Annotated in this window: 15 protein-coding genes and 1 pseudogene; 5 read left to right on the forward strand and 11 right to left on the reverse strand. The window is 72.2% G+C overall.

The features are described from left to right. The first annotated feature begins 1 nt into the window (after position 1). The 3 genes from ACFXAZ_RS15235 to ACFXAZ_RS15245 are packed head-to-tail and all read left to right on the forward strand — an operon-like array spanning position 2 to position 2,464. Entirely contained in the window at positions 2 to 817 is an 816-nt protein-coding gene (locus ACFXAZ_RS15235) for an ABC transporter ATP-binding protein (protein ID WP_384590021.1), read from the forward strand. Next, positions 804 to 1,715 carry an ABC transporter permease gene (locus ACFXAZ_RS15240; protein ID WP_384590024.1) on the forward strand — a complete coding sequence of 304 codons (912 nt, stop codon included), beginning with the start codon at positions 804 to 806 and terminating at the stop codon, positions 1,713 to 1,715. The genes ACFXAZ_RS15235 and ACFXAZ_RS15240 overlap by 14 nt, the downstream gene beginning before the upstream one ends. Positions 1,716 to 1,720: 5 nt before the next feature. Beyond that, positions 1,721 to 2,464: a sirohydrochlorin chelatase gene (locus tag ACFXAZ_RS15245; protein WP_384590027.1), complete on the forward strand. Its 744-nt coding sequence runs from the start codon at positions 1,721 to 1,723 to the stop codon at positions 2,462 to 2,464. Positions 2,465 to 2,542: 78 nt separating this feature from the next. Here the strand turns inward: ACFXAZ_RS15245 and ACFXAZ_RS15250 are convergent, their stop codons facing one another. Then, positions 2,543 to 3,109, reverse strand: coding sequence for a DUF1697 domain-containing protein (locus ACFXAZ_RS15250; protein WP_384590030.1), 567 nt, complete (start codon positions 3,107 to 3,109; stop codon positions 2,543 to 2,545). Positions 3,110 to 3,492: 383 nt separating this feature from the next. On the opposite strand from ACFXAZ_RS15250, the gene ACFXAZ_RS15255 reads away from it, so the two are divergent. Beyond that, the gene (locus ACFXAZ_RS15255) at positions 3,493 to 5,742 is read left to right on the forward strand and encodes an MMPL family transporter (protein WP_384590033.1); all 2,250 of its coding nucleotides are present in this window, start codon (positions 3,493 to 3,495) and stop codon (positions 5,740 to 5,742) included. Positions 5,743 to 5,844: 102 nt separating this feature from the next. On the opposite strand, the gene ACFXAZ_RS15260 is transcribed toward ACFXAZ_RS15255, so the two are convergent. The 6 genes and pseudogenes from ACFXAZ_RS15260 to ACFXAZ_RS15285 all read right to left on the reverse strand — a co-directional run bounded on the left by ACFXAZ_RS15260 (position 5,845) and on the right by ACFXAZ_RS15285 (position 12,323). Beyond that, on the reverse strand, positions 5,845 to 6,360 hold the full coding sequence (locus ACFXAZ_RS15260) for a hypothetical protein (RefSeq protein WP_384590036.1): 516 nt from the start codon (positions 6,358 to 6,360) through the stop codon (positions 5,845 to 5,847). A gap of 498 nt (positions 6,361 to 6,858) precedes the next feature. Further along, a pseudogene (gene mgt / locus ACFXAZ_RS15265) lies at positions 6,859 to 8,119 on the reverse strand (macrolide-inactivating glycosyltransferase). Between the two features lie 48 nt (positions 8,120 to 8,167). After that, positions 8,168 to 8,944 (reverse strand): ErmE/ErmH/ErmO/ErmR family 23S rRNA (adenine(2058)-N(6))-methyltransferase, encoded by a 777-nt coding sequence (gene erm / locus ACFXAZ_RS15270; protein WP_384590039.1) that lies wholly within the window; start codon positions 8,942 to 8,944, stop codon positions 8,168 to 8,170. 306 nt (positions 8,945 to 9,250) lie between these two features. Beyond that, positions 9,251 to 10,555, reverse strand: a complete 1,305-nt coding sequence (locus ACFXAZ_RS15275) for an ABC transporter substrate-binding protein (RefSeq protein WP_384590042.1) — start codon at positions 10,553 to 10,555, stop codon at positions 9,251 to 9,253. Continuing rightward, complete coding sequence (locus ACFXAZ_RS15280) at positions 10,555 to 11,388, reverse strand: carbohydrate ABC transporter permease (RefSeq protein ID WP_384590045.1); 834 nt, start codon at positions 11,386 to 11,388, stop codon at positions 10,555 to 10,557. The genes ACFXAZ_RS15275 and ACFXAZ_RS15280 overlap by 1 nt, the downstream gene beginning before the upstream one ends. Next, on the reverse strand, positions 11,385 to 12,323 hold the full coding sequence (locus ACFXAZ_RS15285) for a carbohydrate ABC transporter permease (protein ID WP_384590048.1): 939 nt from the start codon (positions 12,321 to 12,323) through the stop codon (positions 11,385 to 11,387). The genes ACFXAZ_RS15280 and ACFXAZ_RS15285 overlap by 4 nt, the downstream gene beginning before the upstream one ends. Before the next feature lie 188 nt (positions 12,324 to 12,511). Between ACFXAZ_RS15285 and ACFXAZ_RS15290 the strand changes: the two genes are divergently transcribed. Further along, entirely contained in the window at positions 12,512 to 13,375 is an 864-nt protein-coding gene (locus ACFXAZ_RS15290) for an aminoglycoside phosphotransferase family protein (protein ID WP_384590050.1), read from the forward strand. Between the two features lie 165 nt (positions 13,376 to 13,540). Here ACFXAZ_RS15290 and ACFXAZ_RS15295 read toward each other — a convergent pair whose 3' ends face one another. From ACFXAZ_RS15295 to ACFXAZ_RS15310, 4 genes are all read right to left on the reverse strand, one after another. Then, a complete protein-coding gene (locus tag ACFXAZ_RS15295; RefSeq protein ID WP_384590053.1) occupies positions 13,541 to 14,257 on the reverse strand; it encodes a 3'-5' exonuclease in 717 nt (238 codons plus the stop codon). 132 nt (positions 14,258 to 14,389) lie between these two features. Beyond that, on the reverse strand, positions 14,390 to 15,637 hold the full coding sequence (locus ACFXAZ_RS15300) for an SAV2148 family HEPN domain-containing protein (protein WP_384590056.1): 1,248 nt from the start codon (positions 15,635 to 15,637) through the stop codon (positions 14,390 to 14,392). A 103-nt stretch (positions 15,638 to 15,740) separates the two neighbouring features. Beyond that, the gene (locus ACFXAZ_RS15305) at positions 15,741 to 17,051 is read right to left on the reverse strand and encodes a copper amine oxidase (protein ID WP_384590059.1); all 1,311 of its coding nucleotides are present in this window, start codon (positions 17,049 to 17,051) and stop codon (positions 15,741 to 15,743) included. A 70-nt stretch (positions 17,052 to 17,121) separates the two neighbouring features. Next, entirely contained in the window at positions 17,122 to 17,982 is an 861-nt protein-coding gene (locus ACFXAZ_RS15310) for a Tat pathway signal sequence domain protein (protein WP_384590062.1), read from the reverse strand. Positions 17,983 to 18,139: the final 157 nt, after the last annotated feature.

The following is an 18,139-nucleotide window of genomic DNA, read 5'->3' on the forward strand; positions in this document are numbered from 1 at the left end:
GATGACATCCCAGGAGGTGACGACCATGGTTACGACGACCCTCACCAAGGCCGCCGGCGCCGGCACGTCGGCGGAGCACGCCGCCCGTATCGAACATGTCTCGAAGTCCTTCGCAGGCCCCGCCGGGCAGCAGCTCGTCCTGGACGACATCACTCTCGATGTCGCTCCGGGTGAGTTCGTCACCCTCCTGGGAGCCTCGGGCTGCGGCAAGTCCACCCTGCTGAACCTGGTGGCGGGCCTCGACCGGCCCAGCGCCGGCGCCATCACCACCGACGGCCGGCCGGCGCTGATGTTCCAGGAGCACGCGCTGTTCCCGTGGCTGACCGCGGGCAAGAACATCGAGCTGGCCCTGAAGCTCGGCGGGGTGGCCAAGCCGGTGCGGCGCGAGCGCGCCGAGGAACTGCTGGCGCTGGTCCGGCTCCAGGGGGCGTACGGCAAGCGGGTGCACGAGCTGTCCGGCGGGATGCGCCAGCGGGTCGCGCTGGCCCGGTCGCTGGCGCAGGACAGCAGGCTGCTGCTGATGGACGAGCCGTTCGCGGCGCTCGACGCGATCACCCGGGACGTGCTGCACGACGAGCTGACCCGGATCTGGAGCGAGACGGGCGTCTCGGTGCTGTTCGTGACGCACAACGTGCGCGAGGCGGTGCGGCTCGCCCAGCGGGTGGTGCTGCTGTCGTCGCGGCCGGGCCGGATCGCCCGCGAATGGACCGTGGACATTCCGCAGCCGCGCCGCATCGAGGACGCGGACGTCGCGGAGCTGTCCCGGGAGATCACCGAAGAACTGCGTGGGGAGATCCGCCGTCATGGCCAGCACTGACACGACCGTCGCCAAGGACGGCAGAGACGGCCGGGACCGCCACGATCAGGCCGGTGTCGAGGCGGGGCTCGACGCCCTGGACACGGTCCAGACCGGCCGTACGCCCTGGCGCACCACCCTGGTGCAGAAGGTCCTGCCGCCGGTCACCGCCATCGTGCTGGTGGTGGCGGTGTGGCAGGCGCTGATCTCGTTCGGCGTGGTCGACGACCCGAGCAAGCTGCCCTCGCCCGGGGATGTGTGGAGCGAGGTCGAGAGCGCCTGGCTCAAGGGCGATCTCATCGGCTACATCTGGACGAGTGTCTCGCGCGGTCTGCTCGGCTTCCTGCTCGCGCTGTCGATCGGCACCCCGCTGGGGCTGCTGGTGGCGCGGGTGCGGTTCGTGCGCGCCGCCATCGGCCCGATCCTGTCCGGGCTCCAGTCGCTGCCGTCGGTGGCGTGGGTGCCGCCGGCCGTGATCTGGCTGGGCCTGAACAACCAGATGATGTACGCGGTGATCCTGCTCGGCGCGGTGCCGTCCATCGCGAACGGGCTGGTCTCGGGCGTGAACCAGGTGCCGCCGCTGTTCCTGCGGGCGGGCCGCACGATGGGCGCGACGGGGCTGAAGGGCACCTGGCACATCGTGATGCCGGCCGCGCTGCCGGGCTATCTGGGCGGTCTGAAGCAGGGCTGGGCGTTCTCCTGGCGGTCGCTGATGGCCGCCGAGATCATCGCGTCCTCGCCGGATCTCGGCGTCGGGCTCGGCCAGTTGCTGGAGAACGGGCGCAACACCAGCTCCATGTCCATGGTGTTCCTCGCGATCCTGCTGATCCTGACCGTCGGTATCGCCATCGACCTGCTGATCTTCAGTCCGCTGGAGCGGCGGGTGCTGCGCAGCCGCGGGCTGCTCGTGAAGAGCTGATCACCATGGTCCAGGAACCCGTGCTCCTCGTCATCGCCCACGGCAGCCGTGATCCGCGGCACGCCGCGACCGTGCACGCCCTCGTGGAGCGCGTACGGTCGCTGCGGCCGGGGCTGCGGGTGGAGACCGGGTTCCTGGACTTCAACATCCCCTCCGTGCGGGGGGTGCTGCGCTCGCTGGCGGCGGAGGGCGTTCGGGACGTGGTGGCGCTGCCGCTGCTGCTGACCCGGGCGTTCCACGCGAAGGCGGACATCCCGGCGGTACTGCGGGAGGCTCCGCCGGGGCTGCGGATCCGGCAGGCCGGCGTTCTCGGCCCGTCCCCGCTGCTGCTCTCCGCGCTGGAACGGCGGCTGTACGAGGCCGGGTTGACGCCGGGCGACAAGGCGTCGACGGGGGTGGTGCTGGCCTCCGCCGGGTCCACCGACCCGGAGGCCATCGCGGTGATCGAGTCGATCGCGCGGCAGTGGTGGCGCAGCGGGTGGTACGCCGTGCGGCCGGCGTTCGCGTCGGCGCGGCTGCCGCGGACCGAGGACGCGGTGGCGCGGCTGCGGGCGCTCGGGTGTGCGCGGGTGGCTGTGGCGCCGTATGTGCTGGCGCCGGGGTTTCTGCCGGACCGGATCGCGCGGGGGGCGGGCGGGGCGGATGTCCTCGCGGATGTGCTGGGGGACTCCGTCGAGGTGGCTCGGGTGGTGCTGCGGCGGTTCGAGGAGGTGGAGGTCTCTTCGGGGGTCGCGGCGGTGGGGGCGTGAGGTGGCGGGCGGGTGCGGGTCGGTGGGGACTGGTCGCGCAGTTCCCCGCGCCCCTGGGAGCCTTGGCCGTGCCGCGTGCTACCGGCTCGCGGTGTCGGTGGTCAGTTCGACCAGTTTGAGGACCGTGTTCCAGTTGCGGGTGGTGGCGGTCAGGCCGCTGGTGTGGCGTGGTCCGGCGAGGGTGTCGGCGAGTTTGGAACGGCCCAGGCCGTTCGGGGCGTAGAGGTAGAGGGCTCGGTCGCCCAGGCGGAACTCCTCGGGGAGGAAGGCCGCGCGGTCGAGGCCCGTGTAGCGGGAGTCGTCCACCGGCCCGGAGAAGTACGTGACGTGGAGTTGCTTGGCCTCCAGGTCGGCGGCCGGGTAGGGGCAGGCGTCGGCGATCGCCCTCAGATAGGCGTGGTCGCGGACCAGGAGATCGACCGGGAATCCGAAGTGCCGCTCGATGGCCCGGGCGAGTTCCGCGGCGAGAGACTCCTCGTCGCCGTGGGACGCGGTGAACACGGCCTGGCCGCTCTGGAGGTAGGTCCGGACCCCGAGATGACCGAGACCCTCCATCAGGGTGCGCAGTTCGGCCATCGGGACCTTGCGGCTGCCGCCGACGTTGATCCCGCGCAGCAGCGCCGCATAGGTCGTCGTCCGTGTCATCGGGCCACCCTATGCGGCCGTCGTGCCCCGTGGGGGCGGGCACGACGGCCGGTGGTGCTCCGCGCACTCTGGCCGAAAGACGGGCCCCGGATCAACTCCTTCACGCACCTGTGACGTGTCCGACAGGACTCCCTTCATGACAAACCAGGATGTCCGCGAACGGACCGGACCCTGATCCGCGCTCCGTGGACCCCCGATAGGTGTAGGGGGCCGGTGCCCTTCCCCGTCCTCCCCTAAGCGGACGGACCAGGGGTACGGAGGGATGATCCGGGCGCCTCCTCTTTCACCGGGCAGTACGACGAGATGGATTTATCCCGCTCATACCTTCGATGCGAGGGGTGGCGGCGGCAGGCGGCCACCGGGTACGAGGGGGCAGGCCCGTCATGGGGAACCGAAGAGGGAAAGTGCGGGGCGTCGCCGCGCGGGCCGGCGGCTGGAGTGCCCGGCATCGCTGGGCCGCCGTGGGGATCTGGGTGCTGTTCGTGGCGCTGGCGATGGGGCTCGGTTCCGCGGCGGGCACGGTCGAGGTCAAGGACAGCGAGCAGCTCAAGGGGGAGACACGGACCGCGGCGAAGCTGATCGAGGACGCCGGGATCGAGGAACCGGCCGGTGAGACGGTGCTGATCCAGACGAAGGACGGCTCGCTCACGGCCACGGACGACGAGTTCCGCGCCGCCGTCGAGGCGGTGGTCAGGGCCGTCGACGCGACCGGTGAGGTCACGGGCATCACCTCCCCGTACGACACGCGGACCATCTCGGAGGACGGGCGCAGCGCGCTGGTGCAGTTCGACATGCGCGGGGACTCCGACACGGCCGGTGAGCGGGTGCAGCCGGTGCTGGACGCGGTCGGGAAGGTCCAGCAGGAGCATGAGTCGCTGCGGATCGAGGAGATCGGCGGCGCCAGCATGATGAAGACGTTCGACCAGGCGTTCGGCGACGACTTCAAGCAGGCCGAGTACTCGGCGGTGCCGGTGGCCCTGGGCATTCTGCTGATCGCGTTCGGCGCGCTGGTGGCGGCCCTGGTGCCGGTACTGCTGGCGATCACCGCGATCGTCGCCACGATGGGTCTGATGGGGTTGGTGAGCCATCTGATGCCGATGAGCGACACCGCCAACTCCGTGATGCTGCTGGTCGGTCTGGCCGTCGGCGTCGACTACTGCCTGTTCTATCTGCGCCGGGAGCGCGAGGAGCGGCAGGCCGGCCGGGACGCGCGGACGGCGCTGCGGATCGCCGCCGCGACCAGCGGACGCGCCATCGTCGTCTCGGGTGTCACGGTGTGTGTCGCGATGGCGGGCATGCTGTTCACCGGGATCGCCGAGTTCGAGGCGATGGGCCTGGCCTCGCTGATGGTGGTCGCGGTCGCGATGGTCGGCTCGGTGACCGTGCTCCCGGCGGTGCTGTCGCTGCTGGGTGAGCGGGTGGAGAAGGGCAGGGTGCCGTTCCTGCGCCGCCGCAGCGCGGCGGGCAACAGCGGGAGCCGGTTCTGGAGCGCGGTGCTCAAGGGCGTACTGGCCCGGCCGGTGGTGTCGGTCGTGGTGGCGGTCGGCGCGCTGCTGGCGGTGGCGGCGCCCGCGGTCGGCATGAAGACCCAGGACCTCACCCTGGACCAGGAGTTCGGCGACTCGCTGCCGATCGTGCAGACGTACGACCGGGTCAACACGGCCTTCCCGGGCGGCTCGGACCCCGCCGAGGTGGTGGTGAAGGCCGACGACATCAACGCGCCCGAGGTGCGGGCCGCGCTGGCCGACTTCCGTGAGCGGGCGATCAGTTCGGGCGCCTCGCGCGGGCCGGTCGAGATCAGCGTGCACGACGAGGAGAACCTCGCCTTCGTCTATGTCCCGCTGGTCGGCGGCTCCGACCTGGACGAGGCGGGCGCGAGCCTGGACGTCCTGCGCGACGAGGTGCGGCCCGCGACGCTCGGCGAGGTCGAGGGCGTCCAGGCGCCGATCACCGGTCAGGTCGCGGGGTCCAAGGACTTCAGCGATCAGCTGGTGGGCGCGGTGGTCCCGGTGTTCGTCTTCGTGATCCTGTTCGCGTTCGTCCTGATGCTGCTGTCGTTCCGCTCGCTGACCGTCGCGATCACCTCGATCGTGCTGAACCTGCTGTCGGTGGGCGCTGCCTACGGGATTCTCGTCGCCGTCTTCCAGCACGGCTGGGGCGCGTCCCTGGTGGGCGCGGAGGGCGTCGGCGCGATCGTCAGCTGGCTGCCGCTGTTCCTGTTCGTGATCCTGTTCGGCCTGTCGATGGACTACCACGTGTTCGTGGTCTCCCGGATCCGCGAGGCGCGGCTGCGGGGGCGCACCACGAAGGACGCGATCACCCACGGTGTGGTCACCACGGCGGGCGTCGTCACCAGCGCCGCCGTCATCATGGTCGCCGTCTTCGCCATCTTCGGCACGCTGTCCATGCAGTCCATGAAGCAGATGGGGGTGGGCCTCGCGGCGGCGGTCCTGATCGACGCGACGATCATCCGGGGCGTGCTGCTCCCGGCGGTCATGGCCCTGCTCGGCGAGCGCAACTGGTACTTCCCGAACTGGCTCCGCCACCTCCCCGACCTCACTCACGACGAAACCCCGGAACCGGCCGCGCCGCGACGGGAGACCCGGGACGAGGGGGAGCCGGTGAAGGTGTAGGGGGTAGCGCCGGGTGCGGAAGGGCCCGCCGGTTCTCGGGGGAGCCGGTGGGCCCTTCGGACGGGCGTGAGGGTCGACGGGTCCTTCCGGCTGCCTGGAGTGTCAGCCGCACGTCTTCTGCGAGGTGATCTCGGCCCGGGTCAGCGTCTTGCCGGTGCGGGTCATGTACTCGTCGGGGCCGAGCGTGGCCCCGTCCAGCCGGGAGAGGTCGACATAGCCGTCCGCGCCGGTCACCTCCGTACCGCCCGGCCCCGCTTCGACGACCGACACATGGAAGCCCTCGGGGAGTTCGCCCTTCAGCGGCTGTTCCTCGCCGGCGAAGCTGGTGTCCCCGCCGACCACGAACTCCCCCTGGCGCACCGCCTGCGACCGGGGCTGCCGCGCGCTCCAGAGGATCTCCTCCCCGTTGTCCCCCTCGGCCAGGACGCTCGCGCCGAAGACGTCCCCGGGGGCGGGGCGGTCCGGCTCGGGACAGCGCGGCGGGTAGACGATCACGAGCGCGCCCCCGGCGTCCCGCCGGTATCCGAAGTCGGCCGGGTCCGGTGTCCCGCCGGCGCATCCCGCCACGACTGCGCTCAACAGCAGCCCGGACAGGACTAGTTGGGTAGTGGTCCTCATGACCGGCACGGTAGCGGCGGAGGACCGGGGCGGGTGGGGAATCGGCCGGGGGAGGTGATCGGCGCCGGGGGGGGACCCGCCGGGAGGGGACCGTCAGGGGCCCTGACGGGGACCACCGGGGCCCAGGCTCCCAGCGGTTCCCCCGTCAGGGCCCTGTGGGGGGGACCACCGGGAGCCTGGGCCCCCGTCAGAGCCCTGCGGGGACCGCCAGGGGCCCCTGAGAAGACCGCCGGACGCCCGGCGGGAACCGCTAGAACCCCTGGGCGGACCGTCGGGGGCCCTGTGCCCTGGGGAACCGCCGAGGGGGCCCAGCCCGGAGGAACACACCCGGGGCCCGCCCAGAGGGAGCCACGAGAAGGAACCCGCCGGGAACCCACCCGAAGGGGGATCTACCGGGCGAACCCACCGGGAGGCGAACCCACCGGAGGAGAACCCACCGGGGAGGGTGAACCCACCCGAGAGGTAACCCCCCAAGGGCCACCCCCGCCAGGAAACCGCCTACCCCTTCTCCCCCCGAAGCCCGGCGGCAGCCAACTCGGTCTCGATGAGGTCGGCCGCCCGGCGGGTGCCGCCCTCGTCGGTCATCGCGGCCTGGATCTCCCGGAGACGGTCCCGCACCTTCGGGTCGGTGGTCAGGTCCTCGGCGAGGGTGCGCAGGGTGTCGGCGGTGGCCTCCTCCGTGGGGACGACCCTGGCGACGCCGAGCGCCTGGAGCGTCTCCGCGTTGCCGAACTGGTCGGCCGCCTGGGGTACGGCGATCATCGGGGTGGCCGTCGCCAGTCCCTCCTGGCTGCCGCCGGCGCCCGCGTGGGTGAGGAACAGGTCGGCCTCGCGCAGGATCGCCAGTTGGGGAACCCAGTCGTGCACCTCGGCGTTGGCGGGGATCTCGCCCAGTTCGGCGGGGTCCACGTGGCGGCCGATCTGGAGGACGAGATGCCAGCCTGGCCGGTCGCCGAAGGCGCTCAGACAGGCCCGGTAGAACGCGGGCTGCTTGGTGAAGGCGGAGCCCAGCGACACCAGGACGACCTTCCCGGCACCGGCCGGGCGCCGCCAGTCGCCCTGCGCGCGGCGGTCGCCCCGGCAGGCGCCGACGAAGGTGTACACGGAGGTGTCGACCCGGTCGGCGTGCGGCTGGAGGGCCTTGGGGATCAGCACCAGCGAACGGTCCGGGCGGCCCCCGAAGTCGTCCGGGTGCAGCGCCACGCCGTTCTCCTCCAGCCAGGACCGGAAGCGGGCGTAGTACGCCTTGCCGCGTTCGGTCCGTTTGGGCTCCGCCCACATCGGCTCGGCGACCTCCGTCTCGTACCCCTCCCAGGCGACGAGGGACGGCGAGAGCGAGATCGCGGGGACGCCCCACTGGTGGGCGAGGACCCGCGCCGGGTAGGCGGCGATGTCGTACAGCACGAGGTCCGGTGCGTCGCCCGCGTAGGCGGCGCGCAGTTGGGGCAGCGCCTGGATCGCGTCGTCCAGGAACGGCTCCACATTGTCCAGCAGGGTGGAACCCCACGCCTCGGGGTCCGCGTCGGGACCCGGCAGCGTGGAGTTCCACGGTTTCACCTCGGCGCCGGTCCCGGCGACCCGCTCCGCGAAGGCCGGCGGGATCGCGTACGTCACCCGGTGGCCCCGTGCGACCAGCTCGCGGATGACCTCGATGCTGGGGTTCACGTGGCCGTGGGCGGCGATGGAGAACATGGCGATGTGTGCGGGGGTCGTCATGCGGACGACCCTACGCGAGACGAGACGTCTCGTGCAAAGTGATTCTCGGAGTGCCCCGTCGTGGCGCCGCTCCCGCCTCCCCCCTACGCGGTCAGCGCAGCACCTCGTGCAGCCGCAGCCAGCGGGCCGGTGGCACCTCCCCCACCAGCGCCCGCGGGTCGACACGGGCCACCCGGAACGCCGCGTCCACCCGGCGCCGGGGGTGCGCCCGCCGCAGGGAGGCGTGCAGGCTGCCGCCGACCCCGGTGAAGCCCAGCTCCACCAGCCCGCGCCAGCTCGCGTACGCCTCGGCGTCGACCAGCGGTGTGCCGCGCCGCTCGATCCGGATGATCCCGGCGTCCACGCGCGGCACCGGCGTGAAGCTGCGGCGGCCGACGCGGGCGAGCAGCCGCCATTCGTAGCGCGGCCAACTGCGCACGGTCAGCAGGGTCCAGCTGCCGTAGTCGCCGGTGCGCTTGCGGGCGTATTCGAGCTGGGTGAGCAGGGTCGCGTCGGTGAGCGCGGGGGCGCGCAGACACCAGTCCACGACGTCGGCCGTACGGGAGAACGGCACGTTCCCGGCGACCGCGAAGGGCGTGCGCGGCGGGCGGACGGCCAGGAAGTCACCGGCGACGACCTGGACACGCGGGGTGCCGGCGAAGCGGGTGCGCAGTGCGGGGATCAGACCCCGGTCGATCTCGTAGGCGCGCAGCTCCCGGCAGCGCGGGGCCAGGAGACGGGTCAACGCGCCTTTCCCGGCGCCCACTTCCAGGACGAGGGGGGCGGGGTCGCCGTGCGGTACGGCGAGTCGGGCGAGCCGTTCGGCGGCGGCTCGGTCGGTGAGGAAATTCTGCGAGAGCGCACGGGAAGTGCGCGACGGGCGGGCCATGCCTGCGGGTCCTTGTCTTCCGTGAAAGGGGAAATGGGCAGCCGAAGGCCCTGACCGGAAGACAGAAAGAGAGAAAGAGGGGTGGCGAAGGTGGCCCGCGCGGGTCGTGAGGACCCTGGATCAGCGGGTGTCGCGCCCCGGCCCGGTCAGGGCTTCGGGGCAACCACGCACTCGGGTGTAGTGCGTGCAGCCCCGGCCGAGACCGGAGTCGAAAATCGCGTTGCATCCTGCCACGGAGAGCACGCTAGGCAGGGGCGGCGGGGGGCGCAAACGAATTTCGGACCGGCCCGCCCCTGGGGCCCCAGGTCAGCGCTGGTAGCGGGCCAGCACCAGGTTGCCGTCGGTTTCCAGGCGGTGTTCCAGGTCGGCCGCGTCGATCGCTCCGCTGTAGTACTCCTGGAGGGCCGGGGTGGCCACCTTGTCCTTCCATTCGGGGTAGCCCCGTACGGACTGGGCGGGGGCGGGGCGCAGATGGGGGGCGAGGGCGGTGCCGGTGGCCCAGTCGTGGTCGGGGGTGTGCAGGGCCGGGTCGGCGAGGGCGGTCGTGCCGGTCGGGAGCATCCAGTCGCCGAGGGCGAGCCGGACCATGTTGTCCGGCTGGAGGAGGAAGTCGAGGAAGGCCGCCGCCTCCCGCTGATGCGGGCTGTCGGCGGCGATGGACAGGGTCTGCGGGCTGACGCCCTGGGTGAGTCCGTCCGTCCCGGCGGGCGCGGGCAGCACCTGCCAGTCGAAGCCCTCCGGGGCCTGCTGCACGATCTGCTGCCGGTAGGAGAAGCCGAGCGGCACCATCGCGTACCTGCCGCCGAAGAAGCCGGGCAGGGTGTCGGAACCGCCGCTGCCGAGGGTGGTGGGCGAGGCGCTGCCGTCGGCGTCGACCTGGGCGCGGACGGTGTCCGGCACCACCGCGTCGCCCGGCTCGTAACGGATGGTGACCTTGCCGTCGGCGCCCCGGTGGAAGAGCCGGCCGCCGGTCGAGAGGGAGAGGTTGAGGGTGGCCGAGACGGGGTCCTTCAGGGGCCAGGCCACGCCGTACTTTCCGTCCCCGGACAGGGACTTGGTGAGGGTACGGAACTCCGTCCAGGTCCAAGGGGCCTCCGGTGTCGGGATCCGTACCCCGGACTCCGCCAGCCATCGCGCGTTGGCGATCAGCACCCTGGGCTCCTGGAGGAACGGCACCCCGTAGATGCCCTCCCCGAAGGTGGCCGTCTCCCAGGTGTGAGGCGGGATGTCCGATCTGAGCCGGTCCGGCAGCAGATCGGTCAGGTCGGCGAGGTAGCCGCCGTACGCGAAGTCCGCGAGGTCGTCGGAGGCGTCGTGGATGATGTCCGGCGCCTCACCGCCCTCGAAGGAGGTGAGGAGCTGATCGTGCACGCTGTCCCAGCTGCCCTGGACGTACTCCACCTGTACGTCGGGGTGCGTGGCGTTCCACTCCGCGACCAGTTCCCTGTTCACCGCGACGGACTCGTCCTGCCAGGCCAGGGACTGGAAGCGCAGGGTGATCCGCCCGTCGGGGCCCGTGCCCCCTTCGTCGCCGGAGCAGCCTGACAGCAGCAGGGTCAGGGCGGTCGCGAGGGCGGCGCCGAGCCGGGCTCCCCGGGCGATCCGGCGCATCAGCTCTTCACCGCCCCGGCGACCATGCCGCCCGTGATCCGGCGCTGGATGACCGCGAAGACGACCAGCGAGGGCAGGGTGGCGAGGACGGCCGCGGCGGCGAGCGGGCCGAGGTCGGCGACCCCCTCCGCGCCGATGAAATGGGTGAGGATCACGGGCAGCGTCTGTTTCTCCGGGGTCTTGAGCAGCACCAGCGCGAAGAAGAACTCGTTCCACGCCGTGATGAACGCGAACAGGGCCGTCGCCACGATGCCCGGCGCGAGCAGCGGCGCCGTCACCGACACCAGGGTGCGCAGCCGCCCCGCCCCGTCGACGGCCGCCGCCTCCTCCAGCTCCACGGGCACCGCCCGCACATATCCGGTCAGCATCCACAGCGCGAACGGCAGCGCCCACACCACATACACCAGCACCAGCCCCGGCACCGAGTCGATCAGCCGCAGATTCTTCAGCACCAGGAACAGCGGGATGATCACCAGGACGAACGGGAACGCCTGGCTGACCACCACCCACCCGCTCGCCGCCCGCGCCGCCCGGCCGCGCTGCCGGGCCATGACATACGCCATGGGCGTCGCCACCAGTACGGCGACCAGGGCGGCGCCGACCGCCGCGAGCAGGGAGTTGAGCCCGGCCCGCAGCAAGGGCTGCTCCTCGAACGCCTGGCGGAAATTGTCGAGCGTGGGCTGGTCCGGGATCCAGGTGGGATGCAGACTGCCGAGTTCCCGGGGCGGTTTGAACGCGGTGGACAGCAGCCACAGGAACGGGAAGGCGAGGAAGACGAGATAGCCGAGCAGGGCCGCGTACTGGCCCACGCGGGTCGCCGTACGGGTCCTCATGATTCCTCGCCTCCCTTGAGCCTGCCGACCAGGAAGACGGCGAGCACGATCGAGATCAGGGCGACCATCACACAGCCCATGGCCGCCGCGTAGCCGAACTGGCCGTAGCGGAACGCCTCTTCGTAGGCGAAGAGCATCGGCAGCCGGGTGCGCCCGCCGGGGCCGCCGCTGGTGAGGACGTAGACCAGGGCGAAGGCGTTGAAGTTCCAGATGAGGTTGAGCGCGGTGATGGCGAGGGCGATGGGGCGCAGGGCGGGCCAGGTGACCGTGCGGAAGCGGCGCCAGGCGCCGGCGCCGTCGAGGGCGGCGGCCTCGTGGAGTTCGCGCGGGGTGTTCTGGAGCCCGGCGAGCAGGGCGACCGTGGTCTGCGGCATACCGGCCCAGATCCCTACGACGATGACCGCGGGCAGGGCGGTGCCCAGCGAGGCGAGCCAGTCGCGGCCGTCGCCCAGGCCGAGATCGCGCAGGGTCTCGTTGAGGATGCCGGCGTCCGGGCTGTAGACCAGGCGCCACATGATGGCGACGACGACCTCGGGCATCGCCCACGGGACGATGGCCAGGGCCCGGGCGAGCCAGCGCAGCCGCAGCCGCTCGTCGAGCAGCAGGGCGAGGCCGAGGGCCAGCAGGAACTGCGGCACGGTCACCCCGGCGGCCCACACCAGCCCGATCCGGAACGACTCCCAGAACAGGCCGTCCTTGAGCAGATCCTGGAAGTTGAGGGTGCCGATCCATCGGGTGGGCTCGGTCCGGCCCGACTGCGCGTCCGTGAACGCCAGCAGGATCCCGTACAGCAGCGGGCCGACGCTCAGCAGCAGGATGGGGATCAGGGCGGGCAGCACCAGGAACCAGGCGCCGTGGCCGGTGGGCCGCCGCCGGGGCGCCGGGGGCCCGGGCGCGCGGCCTGCTGGGCGCTCGGCCTCGGTCGCCAGTGTCACGTCAGCGGCTCCTTCGCACGATTCGTGACGGTCGGGACCCGGCGGGCCCCCGTCATGGTCGTGAACGCGACCGGGGCCGTCAAGACACCGCGCGCCGACGTTGACCTGTGCGAATGCGACACTGGCCGGTGCGTGGCGGGAACACGACCCCGCCCGGCGCGGCTGGGAAGCGATCACGGAGGCGGACGATGGACGAGGCACGGGCGCGGGACGTACTGGGCCAGGCGCGGGTGCTGCCCGGGCCGGTGCGGGACGCGCGGCTGCTCGCCCTCGGCGAGAACGCCGTGTTCGCGGCCGGTGACCTGGTGGTCAAGGTGGGGCGCGACGCCGAGCTGCTCGACCGGGCACGCCGGGAGGTGGCCGTCGCGGGGTGGCTGGCCGGGGCGGGGGTGCCGGCGGTGCGGGCGGCGGAGCCCGAGCCGCGGCTGGTGGCGGGGCATCCGGTGACGGTGTGGTGGCGGCTGCCGGACGCCGTACGGGCCGCCGGGCCGCGGGATCTGGCCGAACTGCTGCGGGTGGTGCACGCACTGCCCGCTCCTCCCTTCGCGCTTCCCCGGCGGGAACTGCTGGGTGGGGTGGAACGGTGGCTGCGGCTGGCCGGGGACGCGGTCGATGCGGCGGACGCGGCGTATCTGCGGGAGCGGCGGGACGGGTTCGCCGCCGCGGCGGCCGGGCTGACGCCCCATCTGCCGCCCGGGCCGATCCATGGGGACGCGCTGCCGCGCAATGTCCATGTCGGGGCCGATGGTCCGGTCCTGGTGGACCTGGAGACCTTCTCCTCGGACCTGCGTGAGCATGATCTGGTGGTGATGGCTCTGTCGCGCGACCGGTACGGCCTGCCTGCCGGCGGCTATGAGTCCTTCGTCTCCGCCTATGGGTGGGATGTGCGGGAGTGGGAGGGGTGCGGGGTGCTGCGGGGCGCCCGGGAGACAGCGAGCTGCGCGTGGGTGGCGCAGCACGCGCCCGGTAATCCCGCGGCCCTGACGGAATTCCGCCGCCGCGTGCGGTCCCTGCGGGACGGGGATGAGTCGGTGCGCTGGTATCCGTTCTGAGCGTCACGGCGTTTCACTCACCGGCGCCGGCCGGGTGCCTCCCCGCAGCGATGGCCGGATAGCGGCGGGGCGGGAGCACGCCGGTCAGCCCCAACCCCTCAGGGGCGCGGGGAACTGCGCGACCAGCCCCCACTCAGCCGCACCCGGACGACCCGCACGCCCCCCTCAGACCGTCTCCGTCAGCTCCCGTATCGGCCATGTCGTGTCCACCACCGCCGCCGTCTCCCCCTTCCCCCGCAGGAAGTGCTGGAAGTCCACGGCCCATTCGGCGTACCACTCCACCTGGCGGTGGTGCAGTTCGGCCGGGCCGAGGGACGCGACCTTGGGATGCCGGGCGGCTATCGCGCAGGCGAGCCGCGCCGCGGCGACCGCGTCCGCCGTGGCGTTGTGGGCGGCGTCCAGCCGGACGCCGTACTCCGCGCAGACCGCCTCAAGGTTGCGCTTGCCGCGCCGGTAGCGGTCGGCCCAGCGGTCGATGGTGTACGGGTCGATGACCGGTGCGGGCTCGCCGCCGAGGCGCTCGCGCAGCGACGGCAGGCCATGGCGGCGCAGCTCCGCGCTGAGCAGGGTCAGATCGAACGTCGCGTTGTAGGCGACGACCGGGACGCCCGTCTTCCAGTACGTCGTCAGCGCGGCGGCGATGGCGTCGGTCACCTGGTCGGCCGGGCGGCCCTCCGCCGCCGCGCGCTCGCCGGTGATGCCGTGCACCGCCACCGCGTCCGGCGGGATGGGGACGCCCGGGTCGGCGAGCCACTCCCGGCGTCCCAGAACCTGCCCGGCGCGGACCTCGATCACGGCGCCCGTGACGATCCGCGCCTCGCACGGGTCCGTCCCCGTCGTCTCCAGGTCGAAGCCGATCAGCAGCTCCCGGTGCCAGGCCATGACAGGTCCCCTCTTCTTGGTGGTGCTCTCCCCCAGTGATCTCCACCTTCGCACGGGCCACTGACAATCAGAGGGGCAGGTTCCGCTTGGCCGCCCCGACCGGGCCTCGCATACCGGACGCTTCCCGACAGTTCACGACACCGGTCGTGAATCCGCCCAGGCCAGTTCGAACTCCTCGCGGTAGGTCGGGAAGAGACCGCCGTCATCCGCGTCGCCGGGCTCGTCGGGCTTGAGGACGCGTCCGCTGTTGCGCAGGACCAGGACCGGTGCCTCCATGCCCCGGGTGGCGCGCAGATAGGACTGGACGACGGCGATGCCGTCGCTGCCGTCGCCGTCGACGAGGTACGCGGTGAAGCGCGGGGTCTCGTCGTACACCTGGATCTCGAAGGCGCCGGGGTCGCGCAGCCGGGCGCGGACCCGGCGCATGTGCAGGATGTTCATCTCCACCGCGCGGCTCAGCTCACCCCGCTTGAGGCCCAGTTCGCGCTCGCGGCGCTTGACCGCGCTGGAGGCGGGATTGAGGAAGAGCAGGCGGGCCCGGCAGCCGGCCTCGGCGAGGCGGACCAGGCGGCGGCCGGAGAAGTTCTGCACCAGCAGGTTCAGGCCGATACCGAGGGCGTCGAGGCGGCGGGCGCCGCCGAAGATGTCCTCGGCCGGGAACCGGCGCAGCAGCCGCACCCGGTCGGAGTGGACGGCCACCACGTCCGCGTAGCGGTCGCCGACCAGGTCCTCCACGGCGTCCGTCGGCAGCCGTCGCGCGGACGGCACGTCACCGCCCGCGCCGAGCATCTCCAGCAGCCGTGCGGAGGCCCGCTCGGCCTGGTTGAGCACGGCCTGGGACAGCGCGCGGTTGCGGGAGACGACATTGCGGGTGACCTCCAGCTCGTCGAGCGCCAGCTCGACGTCCCGGCGGTCGTCGAGGTAGGGCTCGAAGCACGGCCAGTGCTGCACCATCAGCTCGCGCAGCTGCGGGAGGGTGAGGAAGCTGAGGACGTTGTCGTCGTCCGGGTCGAGCAGATAGCCCTTGCGGCGGCTGACCTCACGGACGGCGACCGCGCGCTGCACCCATTCCTGGCCCACGGGCCCGGCGGCGGCGACCACCCAGTCGTCGCCGTGGACGGGTTCATAGATCGGGCGGATCAGGGCGGAGACCACCGCGCGCAGCCGCTGTTCGACGAGGTTCAGCCAGATGTAGGCCCGGCCGGCGCGCTGGGCGCGGGTACGCACCTCCAGCCAGGCCTCGGCGCCCCAGTCCAGCTCGGAGCCTATGGACCCGGTCCCCATCGGCCGGGCCAGGGACACCGTGCCGGGCTGGACATCCGCCGTGTTGCCCTCGTGACGGTCGTCACCAGGGGGCAACTCCAGCCCACCCGAGCCCACCCGCGCACCGCCTTCCGCTCCCCCGAGCTGTCCCTGTGTCAACGATCAAGGAAGGGTACTCCGGGAGCGGCGGGCGGTGCAGCCGGATGGACAGGGTCGTTTCTCAACGGCCGCCCCGGACCTGACCGTTCTGACCGGCCAGCTCCTTGGGCGTGAGCGGATTCATAGCGGTCACGTCCCTCGGGACCAGGGAGAAGCCCTGCCAGTGCACCGGCATGGGCTGCTGGTCCTCGTCGCGCGCTATGTGATGGAAGCCGACGTTGACCCAGGTCACGGGGTTGGTCAGGGTCTGGCCGTTGACCCATTTGTCGACACTCTTGCCCGCGCCGGTACCGCAGTTGAGCGGGTTGTTGCTGGCGAACTGCTCGCACTTGTTGTACTGGGTGAAGTACACGTCGTGCTGGGAGAAGGACCGGCCCGGGTACGTGCTGGTGGGGCCCTGGACGATCTCGTAGGAGCGGGGGTGGCCGTCCTTGTTCTTGCCGGTGTTGCTGACCACGCGCCACCAGCGCATGTTCCTGCTGTCGCCGGCCAGCTCCTTGGTGATCTTGGTGAGGGTGGTCCTGTTGGTCGGGCCGCGGCCGGCCGTGGCCGGGCTCACCTTGGAGTCGTACTGCTCGACGCGGGCCTTGGAGGAGCCGTCCAGGCCGAAGTTGAGCCGCCAGAAGACATTGTGGCTGTGGCTGGTGGCGTACGACTTGGCGCCCTTGCCGATGGGCCAGCCGCGGCCGTCACCGGCGTCGTAGTCCTCGGGCGCGAGGGAGCCGGTGGCGCCGACGTTCATGTTGATGGTGCCATCGTCCGCGAAGCGCCACTCGGTGATGTACTCGTACCAGCCGACCTGGTTGACCGTGTACACGAGCAGATCGGTGCCCTGCTTCTGGTAGACCTTGCCCGCCGTGTCGCCCTGCATGCGGTACGCGTGTCCGCGCGCGCGTGTGGTGGTGCACAGGCCCTTGACGTCCGCGTTCTGCGGGTCCCACGCCTCGGGCACGCGGACCGTGCGGATCTTTCCGCCGGGGCACTCGGCGGGGGCCAGCGGCAGCAGGCCGGAGCCGAAGAAGTAGCTGGTGAGGTCGTCGTACTCGTTCTTGCCGTCGTCGTAGGGCACATGGATCTGGCCGAGCTTGGCGCTGTTGAGGACCTTGATCGGCTTGGTCTCGCCGGGGGGCTGGTAGGAGACGTCCTCCAGCACCAGGCCCGCCTTGCTCTCGTAGCGCCAGCACATCCGCCAGGTGGTGCCGCCCGTGAGTTTCTGCTCGATGCGGTAGGCGGCGCTGCACGCGGGGGCCGGGGCGGCGGCGCGGGGCTGGGCGGCGGCGGGTCCGGCACCGGCCGTGAGCCCGCCGGTGAGGGTGGCCAGGGCGAGGCCCGCCGCGGCCGTGCGGGCACGGCTGATTCTGTTGACACGCATGAAGGAACTACTCCCTTGCGTAAGGAGTGAGGAAGACGAACAAGGAGGGGGGAAGGAGGCGGACGCCCCGTCAGGGCTTCAGCGTGCCGACCTTGCCGGTGCTGAGGTTGATCACGAAGGAGCGGGCGTCGATCCAGGGCCCGTTGATCACCTTCGGGAACAGCCGGGCGCAGCGCTGCTCGCCGCAGGTGTCGAGCGCCGCGGACTGGGCGCCGGGCGCGGCCCGGTACACCATGGCGGTCACGCGCAGCTGGTCGGTGGAGGTCAGCGCCTTGCTGGTGGCGTCCTGGTAGTCCGCCCCAAGGCCCGCGCCGAGCGGGTCGGCGAGCAGCAGTTCGGTCGCCCTCGTCGTCTCCGCGTGGGTCAGCGGGGGCTGCACCCCGCGCTGGGTGCCGGTCCGCTCGACCTTGCCCGTGTCGAGATTGACGGTCCTGGTGACGAGGGTGTCGTCCCGGTAGTCGTAGAACGAGACGTCCGCGCGGCGGGGCGCGTTCGGCTTGTCCAGGTCGGCCGTGTCGGGTTCGGCGAGGTCGGTGCCGAGCCGTTCGGGGCCGCGTTCCCCGTCCACGCTCTCGCTGGAGCGCAGCAGTTGCCGGTCGAGCGCGATCTGTTCGACGCGGCTCAGTTCGTCGTCGGTGAGCGGGTCGCGGCCCTTGCCGCGCTCGCCCTGGACGGGCGCCGCCTCGACGGTGCCCGGTGCCACCGCGCCGCTCTCCTCGCCCGCCGCGCCCCCGTCGGCGGGCTGTCCGGACTCTCCGGCCGGCTGTCCTGCCGCCTGTCCGGCGGGCTGTGTTCCCTGGGTGCCGGACGGTGTGTCGTCGGCGCCGGCCGTGCCCGGCAGCGTGACGGCGACCATCGCGGCGGTCCCGGCGACGGCTATGCCCGCGCCGGCCATCACCTTGCCCAGGTGTCGGCGCATCATCTTGCGCACATTTCCCCCTGCTCCCCCTTCGTGTCGCGGGAGTGAGTGTTGCCCCATCGGGTTCGGCCCCCCGCGAACGGCGCTGGTCGGGGGGGGGGCGGCCGCGGGCGGGCCCCCGCCCGCGGGGGGGGCGCGGCGCCGGGGCGGGGGCCCCAGCTCGCGGCGC

This window comes from Streptomyces sp. NPDC059477 (assembly GCF_042749375.1).
Lineage (GTDB): Bacteria > Actinomycetota > Actinomycetes > Streptomycetales > Streptomycetaceae > Streptomyces.